Raw genomic sequence first — 16,939 nt, 5'->3', positions numbered from 1 at the left:
GGGGTGGGATTCGGGCCGTCGGCCGAATGTACGGAGCGGAACGCGGTATGCGGGACGGTATGCCGCAGGAGGAGCGGGAGGTGGCCGAGGTGCCGCAGTGGGGACGGGTGTCCGGAGGCAGGCGGCGCGGGCGGCGGCCCTTGCGGGTGGTGGAGGTGACGGGGCCTTCGATGGTGCCCACGCTCTACCACGGGGACCTGCTCCTGGTGCAGTACGGGGCGCTGGTGCGCGCCGGCGACGTGGTGATCCTGCGTCACCCCTTCCAGCAGGACCTGCTGGTGGTGAAGCGGGCGGTCGAACGGCGGCCGGGCGGGTGGTGGGTGCGGGGGGACAACACCTTCGCGGGCGGGGACAGCACGGACTACGGCGTCGTGCCGGAGGAGCTGGTGGTCGCTCGGGTGCGGGCCCGCTACCGGCCTCCGGCGAGGACGCCCCAAGGTCAGCGGTCGGTGTCCGAGGTGCTCGGCTGGGCGTTCTCCGCGCTGAGGCCCGTCCGGTCCGCCTCCGCGCGCTTGCGGGCCCGGTAGGCGGCCACGTTGGCCCGGGTGGCACACCGGTCGGAGCAGTAGCGCCTGGAGCGGTTGGTGGAGGTGTCCAGGTAGGCGTTGCGGCAGGGGGCCGCCTCGCAGAGGCCGAGCCGGTCCACGCCGTGCGAGGTCAGGTGGAAGGCCAGGCCCATCGCCGCGATGGCCGCGTAGCCGGCGGTGGCGTTCGACGGGTGGTCGGCCAGGTGCATGTGCCAGTCCGGCCTGCCGTCCTCGTCCCGTACGTCGTGGCCCGAGATCTGCGGGCTCACCGGGAACTCCAGCAGCAGCGAGTTGAGCAGGTCGACCGCGAGCGTCTCGTCCCCGCCGTCCGCCGCCTCGAAGACCGCGCGGAGCCGTCCCCGTACCGAACGGAAGCGGGTGACGTCCGCCTCCGTCGTCCGCCGCGCCGCCTGCTGGTTGGCGCCGAACAGCTCCCGAACCGCGTCGACCGAGGTGAGGGTGTCCTTGTTGCGGGCCGGCTCCTCGGTGTTGACCAGGCGTACGGCGTAGTCCGAGTAATAGGCCAGTTCCACTTTTAGTCCTTACGGGCGCGGTCTAAGGTCGAGGTGTCGGCCAGTGTAATGGGTGGTCGGTGTTGAGGGGCTTACTTGGGAGGTTGGCGTGACGGAGACGGCTACAAGCACCGACTGGCGGTCCTGGCAGGAGAGCTGGGACCGGCAGCAGGAGTGGTACATGCCCGACCGCGAGGAGCGGTTCCGGGTGATGCTGGACATGGTCGAGGCGGTCGTCGGACCGGAACCGCGGGTGCTGGACCTCGCGTGCGGTACGGGAAGTATCACGGACCGGCTCCTCAAGCGGTTCCCGAACGCCACGAGCACCGGTGTCGACCTCGACCCCGCGCTGCTGGCCATAGCCCGCGGCACCTTCGAGGGCGACGGCCGGGTCACCTTCGTCACCGCCGACCTCAAGGCCCCGGAGTGGACGGCCCGGCTGCCCCACACCTCGTACGACGCCGTCCTGACCGCCACCGCCCTGCACTGGCTGCACAGTGAGCCGCTGGCGGCCCTCTACGGGCAGATCGGCGGGCTCGTCCGGGGCGGAGGGGTGTTCATGAACGCCGACCACATGATCGACACCAGCACGCCCCGGATCAACGCCGCCGAGCGCGCCCACCGGCACGCCGCGATGGACCGCGCCAAGGCCGCCGGGGCGCTGGACTGGGCGGAGTGGTGGGCGCTGGCCGCGAAGGACCCGGTTCTGGCCGCGCCCACCGCCGAGCGGTTCGCGATCTACGGCGAGCACGCGGACGGCGACATGCCCTCTGCCGAGTGGCACGCCCGCACGCTCATCGCCTCCGGCTTCGGTGAGGCCCGCGCGGTCTGGGCGTCCCCCTCGGACACCCTGGTGCTCGCCGTGAAGTAGATCGTCCTGAGCAGGCAAGCCGGGAAGCCGGAAGGCCGGTAAGCCAGGAAGCAGGGACGGGACGCGAAGGCGCCCCGGGTCTCGTCGGCCCGGGGCGCCTTCGCCTGCGTACGTACGGCTCTACAGCACCTTCGACAGGAACGACTTCGTCCGGTCGTGCTGCGGGTTGGTCAGCACATCGCGCGGGTGGCCCGACTCGACCACCACACCGTCGTCCATGAAGACCAGCGCGTCGCCCACCTCGCGGGCGAAGCCCATCTCGTGGGTGACGACCACCATCGTCATGCCGTCCTCGGCCAGGCCGCGCATGACGTCCAGGACGTCACCCACCAGCTCCGGGTCGAGCGCGGAGGTCGGCTCGTCGAAGAGCATCAGCTTCGGCTCCATCGCCAGCGCGCGGGCGATGGCGACGCGCTGCTGCTGGCCGCCGGAGAGCTGCGTGGGGTAGTTCTTCGCCTTGTCGCCGAGGCCCACCCGGTCCAGCAGCTTCTCGGCGCGGGCCCGGGCCACGGCCTTGGCCTCGCCCTTGACCTGGATCGGCGCCTCCATGACGTTCTCCAGGGCCGTCATGTGCGGGAACAGGTTGAAGCGCTGGAAGACCATGCCGATGTCCCGGCGCTGGAAGGCGACCTCGCTGTCCCTCAGCTCGTAGAGCTTGTCGCCCTTCTGCCGGTAGCCGACCAGCTCGCCGTCGACCGACAGCCGGCCGGCGTTGATCTTCTCCAGGTGGTTGATGCACCGCAGGAAGGTCGACTTGCCGGAGCCGGACGGGCCGATCAGGCAGAACACCTCACGCGGGGCGACCTCCAGGTCGATCCCCTTGAGGATGTGGGCTGCGCCGAAGGACTTGTGGACGCCCTCGGCCTTCACCATGGGGGTGGTCATGCGGAGACACCTCCGGAGGGCCGGTTGCTGAACCCGGCGAGGTTGGCCTTGACGCGCTGCCACGGGGTGGGCGGCAGGGAGCGCACCGAGCCGCGGGCGTAGCGGCGCTCCAGGTAGTACTGGCCGACGCTGAACACGCTGGTCATCACGATGTACCAGATGGACGCGACGAACAGCATCTCCATGACGGCGTACGACGTGGAGCCGATCTGCGAGGTGGAGCGGAGCAGCTCGTTGTACGTGACCGCGTAGACCAGCGAGGAGGTCTTCAGCATGTTGATGAACTCGTTGCCGGTCGGCGGGATGATCACCCGCAGCGCCTGCGGCAGGACCACGCGGCGCATGGTCTTCGCCTGGGTCATGCCGAGCGCGTGGGACGCCTCGGTCTGGCCCTCGTCGACCGACTGGATGCCGGCGCGGCAGATCTCCGCCATGTAGGCGGCCTCGTTCAGGGCGAGGCCCAGCAGGGCGCACATGAACGGGGTCATGACGTCCGTCATCTCGTCCTTGTAGATGAACGGGATGTTCAGGATCGGGAAGATCAGCGCCAGGTTGAACCAGAGCAGCAGCTGTACGTAGACCGGGGTGCCCCGGAAGAACCAGATGTACAGCCAGGCCACCCAGCTGGTGACCGGGTTCTTCGAGAGCCGCATCACGGCCAGGACCACACCGAGGACCACGCCGAGCACCATCGCGAGGATGCTGATCAGCAGGGTCCGGCCGGCTCCGGCGATGACGGTGCTGTCGAACAGCTTGTCGCCCACCGCCTGCCACTGGATGTTGCCCTGCGAGAAGGCGTAGCCGAGGGCGACGAGGAGGCCGATGACCACGGCACCGCTGATCCAGCGGCCGACGTGGCGGACCGGGATGGCCCTGATGCTCTCCGGGGCCGTGGTGGAGCCCTGGGGAGCGGACACCGGGCCTGCCGGTGAGGCGGCGGGTGTCTTGTCGAACTTGTCAGTCATGGTGACTGCCCTTCAGTGGAGCGTCCGGTCACTTGCCGCCGTTGATGGCGGCCTTGTCGATCGCTCCGGTGCCGGCGCCCCACTTGTCGAGCACCTTCTGGTACGAACCGTCGGCGATGATCGCGTCGACGGCTTCCTTCAGGGCGTCCCGCAGCCCCGTGTTGTCCTTCTTGACGGCGATGCCGAACGGGCCCGCGTCGATCTGCTCGCCGACGACCTCGAAGGCGTTGCCGCCGTCGGCCTTGCGGGCCAGGTCGACCGCGACCGGGTAGTCGTTGACCCCGGCGACCGAGCCGCCGGACTTGACCCGGGTCTGGGCCTCGGTGTCGTTCTCGAACGACTCGATCTTGATGGCCTTCTCGCCGCCGTCCGTGCAGGCCTTGGACTGCTTCTTGAGGGCCTCCTCGTAGGTGGTGCCGCGCTGCACGGAGGCGGTCTTCCCGCAGAGGTCCTCGATGGACTTGATGTTCTGCGGGTTGCCCTTCTTCGTGTACACGGCGGTACCGGCGAGGAAGTAGTCGACGAAGTCGACGCCAGGACCCAGCTTCTTGCCGGAGTCGTCCAGGCCCTCCTGGCGCTGCTTGTTGTCCGTGATGGACGACATGGCGATGTCGTGGCGGCCGGAGTTCAGGGCGGTGATCAGCCCGTCGAAGTTGCCGGAGGTGAACTCGAACTTCACGCCCAGCTTCTTGCCGAGCTCGGCGGCGATGTCGGGGTCGACGCCCACGATCTTGCCGTTCTCGACGGACTCCATCGGGGCGTACTCGGCGTTCGTGCCGACCTTGATGACACCGGACTTCTGGTACTTCTCCGGCAGCTTGGAGAAGAGCGGGGCGCCGGCCTTGGTGGCAGTGCTGTCGCCGCTCCCCGAGGACGCGCCGTCGGTCTGGTCGCCACAGGCGGTGAGCAGCAGGGAGCCGGCGACCGCGATGGCGCCGACCGCCGCCATCCGGGACTTGGCGGTCTTGCGACGCATGAAGCTTGCGGTCATGTCGGGATCCTCCGGCAGGTGAGGGATGAAAGTGAGAGTGGGGGGCTTTCAGGAGGCTTGGCACGCACCTTCGAGTGTCGGCACCTCGTGTGATGACGGCATCCTGCCATTCGGACCGGCCGATTCAGGGCCCCAGTCATGTCAAAATCGGATAACGGGCAACACCCGAACTCGCGTGACCGACAGGTCTGGACCGGACCTTCTGTGGTGAACCCTCCATGGCGCCGAAGAATCTTCGGTGTGCCTCGCCTGTCAGGCCGCATTTGTACCGGTTTGCCGACTTGTCCAGATATTCGACTATGAGTCACGTCACCGCACCGGAATGGACTCGTGCGTAACAGGGTTGGTCCGGTAAGAAAGACGTTTACACCCCTCATCCGGGGCCCAGGGCGCGTGTGCGGCGCGCCCGCGCGTGCGTACCTCTCCCTGCCGGGGCGGGCCAACCGCCCAGTGCGGGGCGCGTACGCGGTGCCCGCCCACCCCTCCTCAACCAGGAGTGGCCACCCTCAAACGATGAAGACTTAAGGGGTCAACACCATGGCAGCGGAGATCGTCAATCCTCGCAGCGACAGCACGACTGACAGTGACACCCGGCGCGTGGGCGCCATCGATACGGAGACCGGGGCCGACGAGCCCTTCGATCCGGCCTTCGCCCTCCACCGGGGAGGGAAGATGGCCGTGCGGTCCACCGTCCCGATCCGGGACAAGGACGACCTTTCCCTGGCCTACACCCCCGGCGTGGCGAAGGTCTGCAGCGCCATCGCCGACAATCCCGAGCTCGTCCACGACTACACCTGGAAGTCCCAGGTCGTGGCCGTCGTGACGGACGGCACCGCCGTGCTCGGCCTCGGTGACATCGGGCCCGAGGCGTCCCTCCCCGTGATGGAGGGCAAGGCCATCCTCTTCAAGCAGTTCGGCGGCGTGGACGCGGTGCCGATCGCGCTCGCGACCACCGACGCCGACGAGATCGTCGACACCGTCGTCCGGCTCGCCCCCTCCTTCGGCGGGGTCAACCTGGAGGACATCTCGGCGCCCCGGTGCTTCGAGATCGAGCGCAAGCTCCAGGAACGGCTGGACATCCCGGTCTTCCACGACGACCAGCACGGGACGGCCGTCGTCACCCTCGCCGCCCTGCGCAACGCCGCCAAGCTCTCCGGGCGCACGCTCGGCGACCTGCGCGGCGTGATCTCCGGCGCGGGCGCGGCGGGCGTGGCCATCGCCAAGTTCCTGCTGGAGGCCGGCATCGGCGATGTCGCCGTGGCCGACCGCAAGGGCATCGTCAGCCGGGACCGGGAGGACCTGACCGACGTCAAGCGCGAGCTGGCCGAGCTGACCAACCGGGCCGGGATCTCCGGCTCGTTGGAGCAGGCGCTCGCCGGAGCGGACGTCTTCATCGGTGTCTCCGGCGGTACGGTGCCGGAGGCGGCGGTGGCGTCGATGGCGCCCGGCGCGTACGTCTTCGCCATGGCCAACCCGAACCCGGAGGTCCACCCCGAGGTCGCGCACAAGTACGCGGCCGTGGTGGCGACCGGGCGCTCGGACTTCCCGAACCAGATCAACAACGTGCTGGCGTTCCCCGGGATCTTCGCCGGTGCGCTCCAGGTCCGGGCCTCCCGGATCACGGAGGGCATGAAGATCGCCGCGGCGAACGCGCTGGCGGATGTCGTGGGCGATGAGCTGGCGGCGGACTACGTGATCCCGTCCCCGTTCGACGAGCGGGTCGCGCCTGCCGTGACGGCCGCTGTGGCCGCGGCGGCGCGGGCGGAGGGTGTGGCCCGGCGCTGACGTCGGCGTGAGATCAGCCCCTCCGGCGATTGAGCGGTTCGCCGGAGGGGCTTGATTGTTTCCCCGGAGGGGGCGAGGCGTGTGTTCGGTGGCGGGTACTTGGTGCGTGTCACACCCGCGGGCGGTTTCGTGGGGGGCCTCGTCGCCCTATCGTCAAGCCATGTTCGCCGCCTACGCAGCCCGCATCGATCCCGACCGGCCCCTCGACGGACTTGAGCTGGGTGAGCGCCCCGCACCGCAGGCGCGCGCCGGGTGGAGCACCGTCACCGTCCGGGCCGCCTCCCTCAACCACCACGACCTCTGGTCGCTGCGGGGCGTGGGGCTCTCGCAGGACCGGCTGCCGATGATCCTCGGCTGTGACGCCGCGGGCGTCGACGAGGACGGCAACGAGGTCGTCCTGCACTCCGTCATCGGCCAGTCGGGCCACGGCGTCGGGCCGAAGGAGCCGCGCTCCATCCTCACCGAGCGCTACCAGGGCACCTTCGCCGAGCAGGTCACCGTGCCCACCTGGAACGTGCTGCCCAAGCCGAAGGGGCTCTCCTTCGAGGAGGCCGCCTGCCTGCCCACCGCCTGGCTCACCGCGTACCGGATGCTCTTCACCAACGCCGGGGTCCGGCCCGGCGATTCCGTGCTCGTCCAGGGCGCGGGCGGCGGGGTCGCCACCGCCGCGATCGTCCTCGGGAAGGCCGCCGGGCTCCGGGTCTTCGCCACCAGCCGCGACGAGACCCGGCGCAAGCGGGCGGTGGAGCTGGGGGCCCTGGAGGCGTACGAGCCCGGGGCGCGGCTCCCGCAGCGGGTGGACGCCGTCATCGAGACCGTCGGGGCCGCCACCTGGTCCCACTCGGTGAAGTCGCTGCGCCCGGGCGGCACGCTCGTCATCTCCGGGGCCACCAGCGGCGACCGGCCCTCGCACGCCGAGCTGACCCGGATCTTCTTCCTGGAGCTGAAGGTCGTCGGCTCCACCATGGGGACCAAGGACGAGCTGGAGGACCTGCTCGCGTTCTGCGCCACCACCGGCGTGCGGCCGGTCATCGACGAGGTGCTGCCGCTGGACCGGGCCCGTGAGGCGTTCCAGCGGCTGGCCGACGGCGAGCAGTTCGGGAAGATCGTGCTCCGGCCGACGGAGTAGCTCCACAGAACTCCGCAGAAGTAGTCAGCACCTCATACTTGAACAAGTGTCAGCTCTGCTGATGGGATGCCGCCCATGCGTATGGGCAGAGCACTCATAGCACTTGTCGTCGCGTCCGTCCTGGCGGCGGGGGCCCTCGCTCCCGCCGCCTCGGCGGACCCCGCACCCACCCGGGCCGCCGCCCCCTCGACGTTCGAACGCTCCATCCCACCCCTCACCGACAGCCGGGGCCGCACCCTCACCCTGCGCGGCTGGAACGTCGAGGACAAGACGAACCGGGGCGAGGCCGCGCTCAGTGCCATCACCGAACGCCACTTCCGCGACCTGCGGGCAGGCGGCTTCAACTTCGCCCGGCTGCTGGTCTTCTGGGACGACCTGGAGCCCCGGCGCGGCCAGTACAGCGAGCGCTACCTCCGGAAGATCGAGCGCATCCTGGACTGGGCGCACAAGCACCGCATCCACGTCCTCATCGACGCCCACCAGGACGTCTTCGGGCCCGCGTTCGGCCACCGGGGCATCCCCGCCTGGGCCACCAGGACCGACGGGCTGCCGTTCACCCCCAACCCCGACGACTGGTTCTCGGAGTACTTCGAACCGGCCGTCCAGCGGGCCTTCACCCACCTCTACGAGGACCCCGACCTGCAACGCGCCCAGGCCGCCATGTGGCAGGTCCTGGCCGAACGCTTCCGCGGCCATCCGGCCGTCATCGGCTACGACCTGATCAACGAGCCGATGGGGGAACTGCGCGAGGGCGAGGACCTGCCGACCGCCGCCCGCCGGATCGAGGCCGAGCACCTCACCCCGATGTACAACCGCCTCGCCCGCGCCATCCGCGCCAAGGACCGTTCCACCTGGCTCTTCGTCGAGCCGACGCCGATCGTCGGGGAGGGCGTGCCCACCGGCCTCGGCCGGATCCACGACAGCCGGACCGTGTACGCCCCGCACTTCTACAACACCGCCATGGAGGCGGGCGCCGACTACGACCCGGACGCGGGGTGGATCGAGGCGTACGAGGCCGCCGTCACCGCCTATCCGGCCCGGTACGGGATGCCCGTGGTCGTGGGGGAGTGGGGCCCGCTCAACAACTCCCTCCCGAACATGGGCCGTTTCTACCGCGAGGCCGTCGCCTCCCTGAACCGCTACAGCTCCGGCTGGGCCGGGTACGTCTGGTGCTACGGCGGCGGCTACTGCGCGGTGGACGAGCAGGGCCGCTTCCGTACGAACAAGGAGCAGACGGCGACCCCGTACGCCCCCGCCGTCGCGGGCACGGTGCGCTCCGACACGTACGACGCGGGCAGCCGCACCTACCGCCTCGCCTACCGGGCGGCCACCCGCCCCGGCACCACGGAGCTGTCCCTCCCGCCCTCCGCCCGCGGCTGGCGGATCTCCGTCGCCGGGCGGGCCGCCCACGTCATCGGCACGGCGCCGTACGGCGGCCGGGTGGCCGTCCTGGCGTGGCCCGGGTCGGAGGTGGTGGTCACCGTACGGGAGGCTGGGCCGCATGGACGAACTGACCACTCCTGAAGGATTCCTGCTCCGGCCCTGGCTCCCCGTCGACGCCCCCGCCGTACTCCGTGCCTTCGAGCCGGACGAGATGGACCGCCAGACGGACCGGCCCGTCTTCGACCTCTCCAGCGCGCTGGCCTGGATCGCGGAACGCACCCGGGAGCGCGGGGCCCGGACCGACTACTCCTGGGCCGTCACGGGGGAGAAGGGCGGGGCGCTCGGCTGCGTGGCCCTCCAGGACATCAACCAGACCCACGACACGGCCTGGGTCTCCTACTGGACCACGGAGAGCGCCCGCGGCCGGGGCGTCGCCTCGGCGGGCGTACGGGCGGTGGCGCGCTGGGCGTTTCGCCGACAGGGGCTGTACCGGCTGGAGCTGGGCCACCGTACCGACAACCACGCCTCCTGCCGGGTCGCCCAGCGGTCGGGTTTCGCCACCGAGGGGATCGAGCGGGGCAAGCTGCGCTACGGCCGTACCCGGTACGACATCGAGCGGCATGCCCGGCTGGCCGACGATGTTGTCGACTTTGATTGACGAGAGAGGGGTGTCGGGATCGATGTCGGCGCGATCGTCTCCCGCGTCGAGGGGGCACACGGCGAGGGCGCCCTCGACGACGTACGGCGGGGCGGGGCCCGTACACAGCAGGCCCCGCCCCCGAGCGCGTCCGCGCGCTTTCGGCTCAGCCGCCCTTCTTCCCGTCCGTCTCCGGTGGGGTCAGCAGCGCCTCGATGCGGGTCGCCGCCGCGCCGAGGTGGTGGCGGGCCTCGGTCAGCTGGGTGTCCGTCACGCCGTGGTCGCGGGCCGCGTCCCGGACCGTGTCGCGGAAGCGGTCCAGCAGGCGGTCCAGGTCGCGGGCGGGGTCGTCCGTGGTCGGGACGTCCTCGCCCCAGCGGGGGGCGTGGACGGTCTCCGGTCCTCCGGCCGTGTCGGCCGCCTCCGCCTCCGCGTCGGCGGACCAGGGCCTGCCGAACGGGGGCCAGCCGCCCGAGCGGGCGAAGCCGCCGAGCTGGCCGGTGATCTCGGCCAGGCCCTCCCTTACGCCGGAGGGCCAGTCGCCCCGGGCGAAGTGCTCCTGCACCTGGCGGGCGGCGTCCCGCATCTGTTCGCGCGCCCGGTCCTGGGCCTCCTTGGCCTGGCGGCGGGCCTGCCGGGCCTCCTCGCGGGCGCGGCGGGACTCGTCCTTCGCCCGGCGCGCCTGCTCCTGCCATTCCTCCTTGGCCCGGCGCACCTCCTCCTTGGCCGCGTGCCACGCCTTGCTGTCCGCCAGGTCGCCCAGGTTGCCGAAGTCCCCGAAGTCGCCCAGGTCCCCGAAGGGAGAGGAGGGCTGCTTGCCCCGGGCCGTACGGGACTCGGAGGCGGCGGCCCGCATGTCGTCGCGGAGCCGGCCGGCTGCCCCGCGCACGTCGTCGCGTATCTCGGCGGCCAGTTCGGCCAGGGAGTCGCGGATCTCCAGCTCCAGGTCGGCCAGTTCACCGCTGCGGCCCGCCAGCTCCTCGCGTCCGGCGTCGGTGATCGAGTAGACCTTGCGGCCGCCCTCGGTGGCGTGGGTGACCAGTCCCTCGGCCTCCAGTTTGGCCAGCCGGGGGTAGACCGTGCCGGCGGAGGGGGCGTACAGGCCCTGGAAGCGCTCCTCCAGCAGCCGGATCACCTCGTAGCCGTGGCGCGGGGCCTCGTCCAGGAGCTTGAGCAGGTACAGGCGCAGTCGGCCGTGGGCGAATACGGGGGCCATGTCAGAGAACCTTTCCGGTCGGCTCGGCACCATGGGCGGCATCCTCGGCCGGGGGCCTGCGCAGCAGGGCGATCGAACCGGAGACGGTCGTCGCCTTCAGGGTCCCCGTCCCGGCGCCCAGCGTGCCGGTGATCTTCTTCGCGCCCCACTGCCCGCCGACCCGCAGGTCCTCGAAGGCGTTGGAGACGGCCCCGCTGGCGGTGTTCGCCTCGACCCGGGCGTCCGCCGGATGCGGGAGACGGATCGCGATCTCACCGGAGACCGTGGTCAGCCGGATGTCGGTGGGCCGGTCCGCGGCGGCGGCCGAGGGCTCGACGTCCAGGACCATGTCGCCGCTGATCGACTCGGCCCGGACCGAGGCGCCCGCCCCGTCCACCACCGTCAGGTCCCCGGCCACCGAGTGGAAGCGCAGGTCCCCGGTGACGCCCTGGGCCTCCAGGCTGCCCGATACGGAGTCCCCGCGGACCGCCCCGCTCAGCCCGACCAGGGTGATGTCCCCGGTGATGCCCCGTACGTCGGTGCGGCCCTCGATCCCGGAGACGACGGCGCCCGCGCCGACCACGCCGACCTCCACCGACGCCGCGGCGGGCACGGTGAGCGAGACGACCGCGCTGCGGCGGCGCCCGCCGGGGTCGAGCCAGCGCAGGAGGTCCTGCCAGGGGAGGTCCTCGTACGCCACGGTCAGCCGACCGTCCTCGTACGTCACCAGAAGCGGTGGGCCCTCGACGGCGGCGACCTCCAGCCGGGCGCCCGGCTCGTCGGTCCCGACCACGTTGACCGTGCCGCCGACGACCCGTACCTGGAGGGCGGTCACCGGGTCGTCGAAGGCGAGCTTCTGCGGCTCGGCGACGGTCCGCTTCGACGCAGTCATGGATGGACCTCCCGGAGAGGATCACGACGCAACATATCGCGTCTCGTAAACAACACGATATATCGCGGATGCGGGAAGTCAAGGGGTGTCGGCGGTGTCTGAGGTGATCAAAAGGCGTCGAACGTGAGCAAATTGCCCTAGCGTGTGGCCTATGAACGCGACATCCACCGGGGCGCTGCTGCTGTGCCGTGCCGATCCCGAGACCGTACGGCCGCTCGCCCACCTGCTGCGCGAGCGGATGCTGCTGACGCGGGCGGGCGAGGAGTGGAGTGTTCTCGTCCCCGAGGGGAAGCCCTGGCGGGAGACCGGCCCCTCCGGCGACGCCCCCGAACCGGTCGACCGGGTCCTCGGCGGCTGTGCCACCGCGCTGGCCGTCGGCTCCCCCTGGCCGGTGCTCGCCCTGTGGTGGGACGCCGACCGGGCCGGCTACACCCTCGCCGCGGGATTCCGCCGCACGGTCGGCTACATCTGGCTGGCCGACGGCACCCCGGTGGGCGAGGACGAGGCGATGCGCACCTTCGCGGCCCGCCTCGGGCTCGACCCCGTACTGGACCTCCAGGCCCTGGAGGAGCTGACCCGGCCCGACCCGGACGCGGATGCCGAGGCACGGCTGCGCGGGCTGCTCGCGGTCCTGACCCGGACGGGACTCACCCTGCCCGCCGGGCTCGGCCCGGGGGAGAGCGCGGACCGGCTGCGCAGCGTCGCGGCGGTGCAGCGCGGGGCGGAGCGCGTGGAGTGGGCGGGGTGGCGTGATGCCGTACGGGCCGAACTCGACGCGGTCGAGAGCAGCAGCCTCGGCCCCTGGGTGCGCGGACCCCGGGCCCGGGCCATCGCCGCCGCCCAGCTCGCGGCCGGGCTTCCGCTGCTGCTCTGGGGCGCCCGCCGACGCAGCGGGGGCTGGGCCGCCGCCGGAGCCCTGCTGCTGGCGCAGGGCGCGCTCGGGCTCGCGTACCACCGGGCCAGGGCGGCTACGGAGGCGCGCTGAGCGGCTGTGGGCCCGGGTCCCTCGGGCTCACGCGTCCTCGTCGTCCTCGTCGTCCAGCCGGGCCAGCCAGGTCGCCAGGCGCTCGACCGGCACCTCGAAGTCGGGGTTGAGATCGACGAACGTACGCAGCTGCTCGGCCAGCCACTCGAAGGTGACCTCCTCCTCGCCGCGCCGCTTCTCCAGTTCCTCGATGCCACGGTCCGTGAAGTACATGGGAGAAGGATATCCAGCGGGGAAACGCCGGGGACCCGGCCCCGCGACGAGCGCGGAGCCGGGTCCCCGGTGTGTTCGGCCATGCGGTCCTCAGGCCTCGAAGACCTCGTTGACCAGCTGCGTCTGCTCCGCCTGGTGACGCTTGGCCGAGCCGACCGCCGGGGACGAGCCGTGCGGCCGCGAGATGCGGCGCAGGCGCTCGCCGTGCGGCACGTCCGCGCCGACGGCCAGGTCCAGGTGGTCGATCAGGTTGAGCGCGATGAACGGCCACGCACCCTGGTTGGCCGGCTCCTCCTGGGCCCACAGGTACTTCTCGGCGTTCGGGTACTTGGCGATCTCGGCCTGGATCTCCGCACCCGGCAGCGGGTACAGCCGCTCCAGCCGGATGAGCGCGGTCTCCGTGTCTCCGCGCTTCTCCCGCTCGGCGTCCAGGTCGTAGAAGAGCTTGCCCGAGACGAAGACGACCTTGCGGACGTCCTCCGCCTTGACGGTGTCGTCGCCGATCACCGGGCGGAAGCCGCCGCTGGTGAACTCCTCGATCTTCGACGCCGCCGCCTTCAGACGCAGCATCGACTTCGGGGTGAAGACGATGAGCGGCTTGTGGTGCGGGTTGTGCACCTGCCAGCGCAGCAGGTGGAAGTAGTTCGAGGGGAGGGTCGGCATCGCGACCGTCATGTTGTCCTGCGCGCACATCTGGAGGAAGCGCTCGGGGCGGGCGGAGCTGTGGTCCGGGCCCTGGCCCTCGTAGCCGTGCGGCAGCAGCAGCGTGACGCCGGAGGTCTGGCCCCACTTCTGCTCGGCCGAGGAGATGAACTCGTCCACGACGGTCTGCGCGCCGTTGACGAAGTCACCGAACTGGGCCTCCCAGATGACCAGCGACTCCGGGCGGGCCAGCGAGTAGCCGTACTCGAAGCCCATCGCCGCGTACTCGCTGAGGAGCGAGTCGTAGACGTTGTACCGGGCCTGGTCCTCGGTGAGGTACAGCAGCGGGGTGTAGTCCTCGCCGGTGACCTGGTCCACCAGGACCGCGTGGCGCTGGCCGAAGGTGCCGCGGCGGCTGTCCTGGCCGGCGAGCCGGACCGGGGTGCCCTCCATCAGCAGCGAACCGATGGCCAGGGTCTCGCCCATGCCCCAGTCGATCGTGCCGTTCTCCACCGAGGCCGCGCGACGCTGCATCTGCGGCATCAGACGGGGGTGCACGGTGATCGACTCGGGGATGTTGACCTGGGACTCGGCGATCCGCTTGATGACCTCGGCGGAGACCGCCGTGTCCACGGCCACCGGGAACGCGGCCTGCGGCTCCGGGACGTGCGGGGCGGCCGGCTGCGAGGTGGCCTCGCGGACCTCGGCGAAAACCTTCTCCAGCTGCCCCTGGAAGTCCTGGAGCGCCTGCTCGGCCTCTTCCAGCGTGATGTCGCCGCGACCGATGAGGGACTCGGTGTAGAGCTTGCGCACCGAGCGCTTCTTGTCGATCAGCGTGTACATCTGCGGGTTGGTGAACTCCGGGTTGTCGCCCTCGTTGTGACCGCGGCGGCGGTAGCAGATGAGGTCGATCACGACGTCCTTGTTGAACGCCTGCCGGAACTCGAAGGCGAGCCGCGCGACGCGGACCACGGCCTCCGGGTCGTCACCGTTGACGTGGATGATCGGCGCCTCGATCATGCGCGCCACGTCGGTGGCGTACATCGAGGAGCGCGAGGACTCCGGGGCGGCGGTGAAGCCGACCTGGTTGTTGATCACCACGTGCACGGTGCCGCCGGTGCGGTAGCCGCGCAGCTGCGACATGTTGAGCGTCTCGGCGACGACGCCCTGGCCCGCGAAGGCCGCGTCGCCGTGGAGCGCGATCGGCAGGACCGTGAAGTCCGTGCCGCCCTTGTTGATGATGTCCTGCTTGGCGCGGGCGATGCCCTCCAGGACCGGGTCGACCGCCTCCAGGTGCGAGGGGTTGGCGGCCAGCGAGACCTTGATCTGCTCGCCGTCCAGACCGGTGAAGGTGCCCTCGGCGCCCAGGTGGTACTTGACGTCGCCGGAGCCGTGCATCGAGCGCGGGTCGAGGTTGCCCTCGAACTCGCGGAAGATCTGCGCGTACGACTTGCCGACGATGTTCGCCAGCACGTTCAGGCGGCCGCGGTGGGCCATGCCGATGACGACCTCGTCGAGGCGGGCCTCGGCGGCGGAGTCGATGACCGCGTCGAGCAGCGGGATGACGGACTCGCCGCCCTCCAGCGAGAACCGCTTCTGGCCGACGTACTTGGTCTGCAGGAAGGTCTCGAACGCCTCGGCCGCGTTCAGCCGGCGCAGGATGCGCAGCTGCTCCTCGCGCTCGGGCTGCTGGGCGCGGGGCCGCTCCACCCGGTCCTGGAGCCACTTGCGCTGCTTCGGGTCCTGGATGTGCATGAACTCGATGCCGGTGGTGCGGCAGTACGACTCACGCAGCACGCCGAGGATGTCGCGGAGCTTCATCATCGACTTGCCGGCGAACCCGCCGACCGCGAAGTCCCGCTCCAGGTCCCACAGGGTGAGGCCGTGCTCGGTGATGTCGAGGTCGGGGTGCTTGCGCTGGCGGTACTCCAGCGGGTCGGTGTCGGCCATGACGTGGCCGCGGACCCGGTAGGAGTGGATCAGCTCGAAGACCCGCGCGGCCTTCGTCACGTCGCTGTCGTGCGACGCGTCGATGTCCGTGAGCCAGCGGACCGGCTCGTACGGGATGCGCAGGGCCTTGAAGATCTCGTCGTAGAAGTCGTTCTGGCCGAGCAGCAGCTGCGAGACGATCCGCAGGAACTCGCCGGAGGCGGCGCCCTGGATGACCCGGTGGTCGTAGGTCGACGTGAGCGTCATGACCTTCGAGATGCCGAGCTTGTTCAGGGTGTCCTGGGAGGTGCCCTGGAACTCCGCCGGGTAGTCCATCGCGCCGACGCCCATGATGAGGCCCTGCCCGGGCATCAGGCGGGGCACCGAGTGGACGGTGCCGATGCCGCCGGGGTTGGTCAGCGAGGCGGTGACGCCGGTGAAGTCGTCCATGCCGAGCTTGCCGATGCGGGCGCGCCGGACGATGTCCTCGTACGCCTGCCAGAACTCGAAGAAGTTGAGCGTCTCGGCCTTCTTGATGGCCGCGACGACCAGCTGGCGGTCGCCGTTCGGCTTCACCAGGTCGATGGCGAGACCCAGGTTGACGTGCTCCGGCTTGACCAGGGTCGGCTTGCCGTCCTTCTCGGCGAAGGAGTGGTTCATCGACGGCATGGCCTTGAGGGCCTGGACCATCGCGTACCCGATGAGGTGCGTGAAGGAGATCTTCCCGCCGCGGGCGCGCTTGAGGTGGTTGTTGATGACGATGCGGTTGTCGAAGAGCAGCTTCACCGGGACCGCGCGGACGGACGTGGCCGTCGGCAGCTCCAGCGAGGCGTTCATGTTCTTCGCGACGGCGGCCGAGGGGCCGCGCAGCGTCACGTACTCCGGTCCTGCCGGGGCCTCGGTGGCCTCGTCCGCCGTGGCCTTCGGCTTGGCGGGCGCGGCGGCGGGCTTGGCCGCCGCGGGCTTCGCCGGAGCGGCAGCCGGGGCGGCCTCGGCGGGCTTGGCCGGTGCCGGTGCCGCCGGGGCGGCGGCGGGCTTCGCCGGGGCCGGAGCGGCAGCGGCCGGGGCCGCGGGCTTCGCCGGGGTGGTGGCGGCCGGGGCCTGGGGTGCCGCAGCCCCCGAGGCTGCGGCGCCGGGAGCGGGCTTGTCCGCCGTGCCGGAGGAACCCGGCTTGTAGTCGGCGAAGAAGTCCCACCAGGCGCGATCGACCGAACTGGGATCCTGGAGGTACTGCTGGTAGATCTCGTCGACGAGCCACTCATTGGCGCCGAAAGCGGCGGCCGGGTCGGTACCCGGGCTGGCTTGGTCGGTCGAGATGCTCGAGTTACTGGGGGACTGAGACGACACGGCGGCAACCGCCCTCTTCCGCTTCACAAGGTGATGGACAGCGGAAATCAA

At 70.9% G+C, this 16,939-nt stretch carries 15 protein-coding genes; 7 read left to right on the top strand and 8 right to left on the bottom strand.

The annotated features are described in order from the left end of the window. The first annotated feature begins 59 nt into the window (after window positions 1-59). Window positions 60-527 (top strand): nickel-type superoxide dismutase maturation protease, encoded by a 468-nt coding sequence (gene sodX / locus AC0682_RS05235; protein ID WP_437441667.1) that lies wholly within the window; start codon window positions 60-62, stop codon window positions 525-527. Here sodX and AC0682_RS05230 read toward each other — a convergent pair. Continuing rightward, window positions 440-1,060, bottom strand: a complete 621-nt coding sequence (locus AC0682_RS05230; RefSeq protein ID WP_254811691.1) for a CGNR zinc finger domain-containing protein — start codon at window positions 1,058-1,060, stop codon at window positions 440-442. The genes sodX and AC0682_RS05230 overlap by 88 nt on opposite strands. 88 nt (window positions 1,061-1,148) lie before the next feature. Between AC0682_RS05230 and AC0682_RS05225 the strand changes: the two genes are divergently transcribed. Continuing rightward, entirely contained in the window at window positions 1,149-1,910 is a 762-nt protein-coding gene (locus tag AC0682_RS05225; RefSeq protein ID WP_478531008.1) for a class I SAM-dependent methyltransferase, read from the top strand. 120 nt (window positions 1,911-2,030) lie between these two features. Here AC0682_RS05225 and AC0682_RS05220 read toward each other — a convergent pair whose 3' ends face one another. The 3 genes from AC0682_RS05220 to AC0682_RS05210 are packed head-to-tail and all read right to left on the bottom strand — an operon-like array spanning window position 2,031 to window position 4,751. After that, on the bottom strand, window positions 2,031-2,795 hold the full coding sequence (locus AC0682_RS05220; RefSeq protein WP_302885867.1) for an amino acid ABC transporter ATP-binding protein: 765 nt from the start codon (window positions 2,793-2,795) through the stop codon (window positions 2,031-2,033). After that, window positions 2,792-3,760, bottom strand: a complete 969-nt coding sequence (locus tag AC0682_RS05215) for an amino acid ABC transporter permease (RefSeq protein ID WP_254811689.1) — start codon at window positions 3,758-3,760, stop codon at window positions 2,792-2,794. The genes AC0682_RS05220 and AC0682_RS05215 overlap by 4 nt, the downstream gene beginning before the upstream one ends. A gap of 28 nt (window positions 3,761-3,788) precedes the next feature. Further along, window positions 3,789-4,751 carry an ABC transporter substrate-binding protein gene (locus AC0682_RS05210; protein ID WP_478531007.1) on the bottom strand — a complete coding sequence of 321 codons (963 nt, stop codon included), beginning with the start codon at window positions 4,749-4,751 and terminating at the stop codon, window positions 3,789-3,791. Between the two features lie 537 nt (window positions 4,752-5,288). On the opposite strand from AC0682_RS05210, the gene AC0682_RS05205 reads away from it, so the two are divergent. The 4 genes from AC0682_RS05205 (at window position 5,289) to AC0682_RS05190 (ending at window position 9,706) form a co-directional block, all read left to right on the top strand. Then, window positions 5,289-6,536: an NAD(P)-dependent malic enzyme gene (locus AC0682_RS05205; protein ID WP_254811687.1), complete on the top strand. Its 1,248-nt coding sequence runs from the start codon at window positions 5,289-5,291 to the stop codon at window positions 6,534-6,536. 160 nt (window positions 6,537-6,696) lie between these two features. Next, window positions 6,697-7,665: a zinc-binding dehydrogenase gene (locus tag AC0682_RS05200; RefSeq protein ID WP_254811686.1), complete on the top strand. Its 969-nt coding sequence runs from the start codon at window positions 6,697-6,699 to the stop codon at window positions 7,663-7,665. 75 nt (window positions 7,666-7,740) lie between these two features. Continuing rightward, window positions 7,741-9,189: a cellulase family glycosylhydrolase gene (locus AC0682_RS05195; protein ID WP_478531006.1), complete on the top strand. Its 1,449-nt coding sequence runs from the start codon at window positions 7,741-7,743 to the stop codon at window positions 9,187-9,189. Further along, window positions 9,167-9,706 carry a GNAT family N-acetyltransferase gene (locus tag AC0682_RS05190; RefSeq protein ID WP_478531005.1) on the top strand — a complete coding sequence of 180 codons (540 nt, stop codon included), beginning with the start codon at window positions 9,167-9,169 and terminating at the stop codon, window positions 9,704-9,706. The genes AC0682_RS05195 and AC0682_RS05190 overlap by 23 nt, the downstream gene beginning before the upstream one ends. A gap of 145 nt (window positions 9,707-9,851) precedes the next feature. Here AC0682_RS05190 and AC0682_RS05185 read toward each other — a convergent pair whose 3' ends face one another. Together AC0682_RS05185 and AC0682_RS05180 are read right to left on the bottom strand one after the other, a co-directional pair. Then, complete coding sequence (locus AC0682_RS05185; RefSeq protein ID WP_478531004.1) at window positions 9,852-10,901, bottom strand: PadR family transcriptional regulator; 1,050 nt, start codon at window positions 10,899-10,901, stop codon at window positions 9,852-9,854. 1 nt (window position 10,902) lies between these two features. Further along, window positions 10,903-11,772 carry a DUF4097 family beta strand repeat-containing protein gene (locus tag AC0682_RS05180; protein ID WP_478531003.1) on the bottom strand — a complete coding sequence of 290 codons (870 nt, stop codon included), beginning with the start codon at window positions 11,770-11,772 and terminating at the stop codon, window positions 10,903-10,905. A 151-nt stretch (window positions 11,773-11,923) separates the two neighbouring features. Here AC0682_RS05180 and AC0682_RS05175 point away from each other — a divergent pair, with 151 nt between their 5' ends. Then, entirely contained in the window at window positions 11,924-12,757 is an 834-nt protein-coding gene (locus AC0682_RS05175; RefSeq protein WP_478531002.1) for a hypothetical protein, read from the top strand. A gap of 27 nt (window positions 12,758-12,784) precedes the next feature. On the opposite strand, the gene AC0682_RS05170 is transcribed toward AC0682_RS05175, so the two are convergent. Next, complete coding sequence (locus AC0682_RS05170; protein ID WP_003966321.1) at window positions 12,785-12,970, bottom strand: DUF6104 family protein; 186 nt, start codon at window positions 12,968-12,970, stop codon at window positions 12,785-12,787. A gap of 90 nt (window positions 12,971-13,060) precedes the next feature. After that, window positions 13,061-16,888, bottom strand: a complete 3,828-nt coding sequence (locus AC0682_RS05165) for a multifunctional oxoglutarate decarboxylase/oxoglutarate dehydrogenase thiamine pyrophosphate-binding subunit/dihydrolipoyllysine-residue succinyltransferase subunit (protein ID WP_478531000.1) — start codon at window positions 16,886-16,888, stop codon at window positions 13,061-13,063. Window positions 16,889-16,939: the final 51 nt, after the last annotated feature.

Source organism: Streptomyces sp. NPDC043746 (assembly GCF_056436485.1).
This window is presented reverse-complemented; position numbering and strand designations above follow the sequence as displayed.

Excerpts from the sequence above, each read along its gene's own strand:
- AC0682_RS05170 (WP_003966321.1), bottom strand. The coding sequence starts at position 12,970 with ATGTACTTCACGGACCGTGGCATCGAGGAACTGGAGAAGCGGCGCGGC.
- AC0682_RS05205 (WP_254811687.1), top strand. The coding sequence starts at position 5,289 with ATGGCAGCGGAGATCGTCAATCCTCGCAGCGACAGCACGACTGACAGT.
- sodX (WP_437441667.1), top strand. The coding sequence starts at position 60 with ATGCCGCAGGAGGAGCGGGAGGTGGCCGAGGTGCCGCAGTGGGGACGG.
- AC0682_RS05195 (WP_478531006.1), top strand. The coding sequence starts at position 7,741 with ATGCGTATGGGCAGAGCACTCATAGCACTTGTCGTCGCGTCCGTCCTG.
- AC0682_RS05185 (WP_478531004.1), bottom strand. The coding sequence starts at position 10,901 with ATGGCCCCCGTATTCGCCCACGGCCGACTGCGCCTGTACCTGCTCAAG.
- AC0682_RS05210 (WP_478531007.1), bottom strand. The coding sequence starts at position 4,751 with ATGACCGCAAGCTTCATGCGTCGCAAGACCGCCAAGTCCCGGATGGCG.
- AC0682_RS05220 (WP_302885867.1), bottom strand. The coding sequence starts at position 2,795 with ATGACCACCCCCATGGTGAAGGCCGAGGGCGTCCACAAGTCCTTCGGC.
- AC0682_RS05200 (WP_254811686.1), top strand. The coding sequence starts at position 6,697 with ATGTTCGCCGCCTACGCAGCCCGCATCGATCCCGACCGGCCCCTCGAC.
- AC0682_RS05175 (WP_478531002.1), top strand. The coding sequence starts at position 11,924 with ATGAACGCGACATCCACCGGGGCGCTGCTGCTGTGCCGTGCCGATCCC.
- AC0682_RS05215 (WP_254811689.1), bottom strand. The coding sequence starts at position 3,760 with ATGACTGACAAGTTCGACAAGACACCCGCCGCCTCACCGGCAGGCCCG.
- AC0682_RS05190 (WP_478531005.1), top strand. The coding sequence starts at position 9,167 with ATGGACGAACTGACCACTCCTGAAGGATTCCTGCTCCGGCCCTGGCTC.
- AC0682_RS05180 (WP_478531003.1), bottom strand. The coding sequence starts at position 11,772 with ATGACTGCGTCGAAGCGGACCGTCGCCGAGCCGCAGAAGCTCGCCTTC.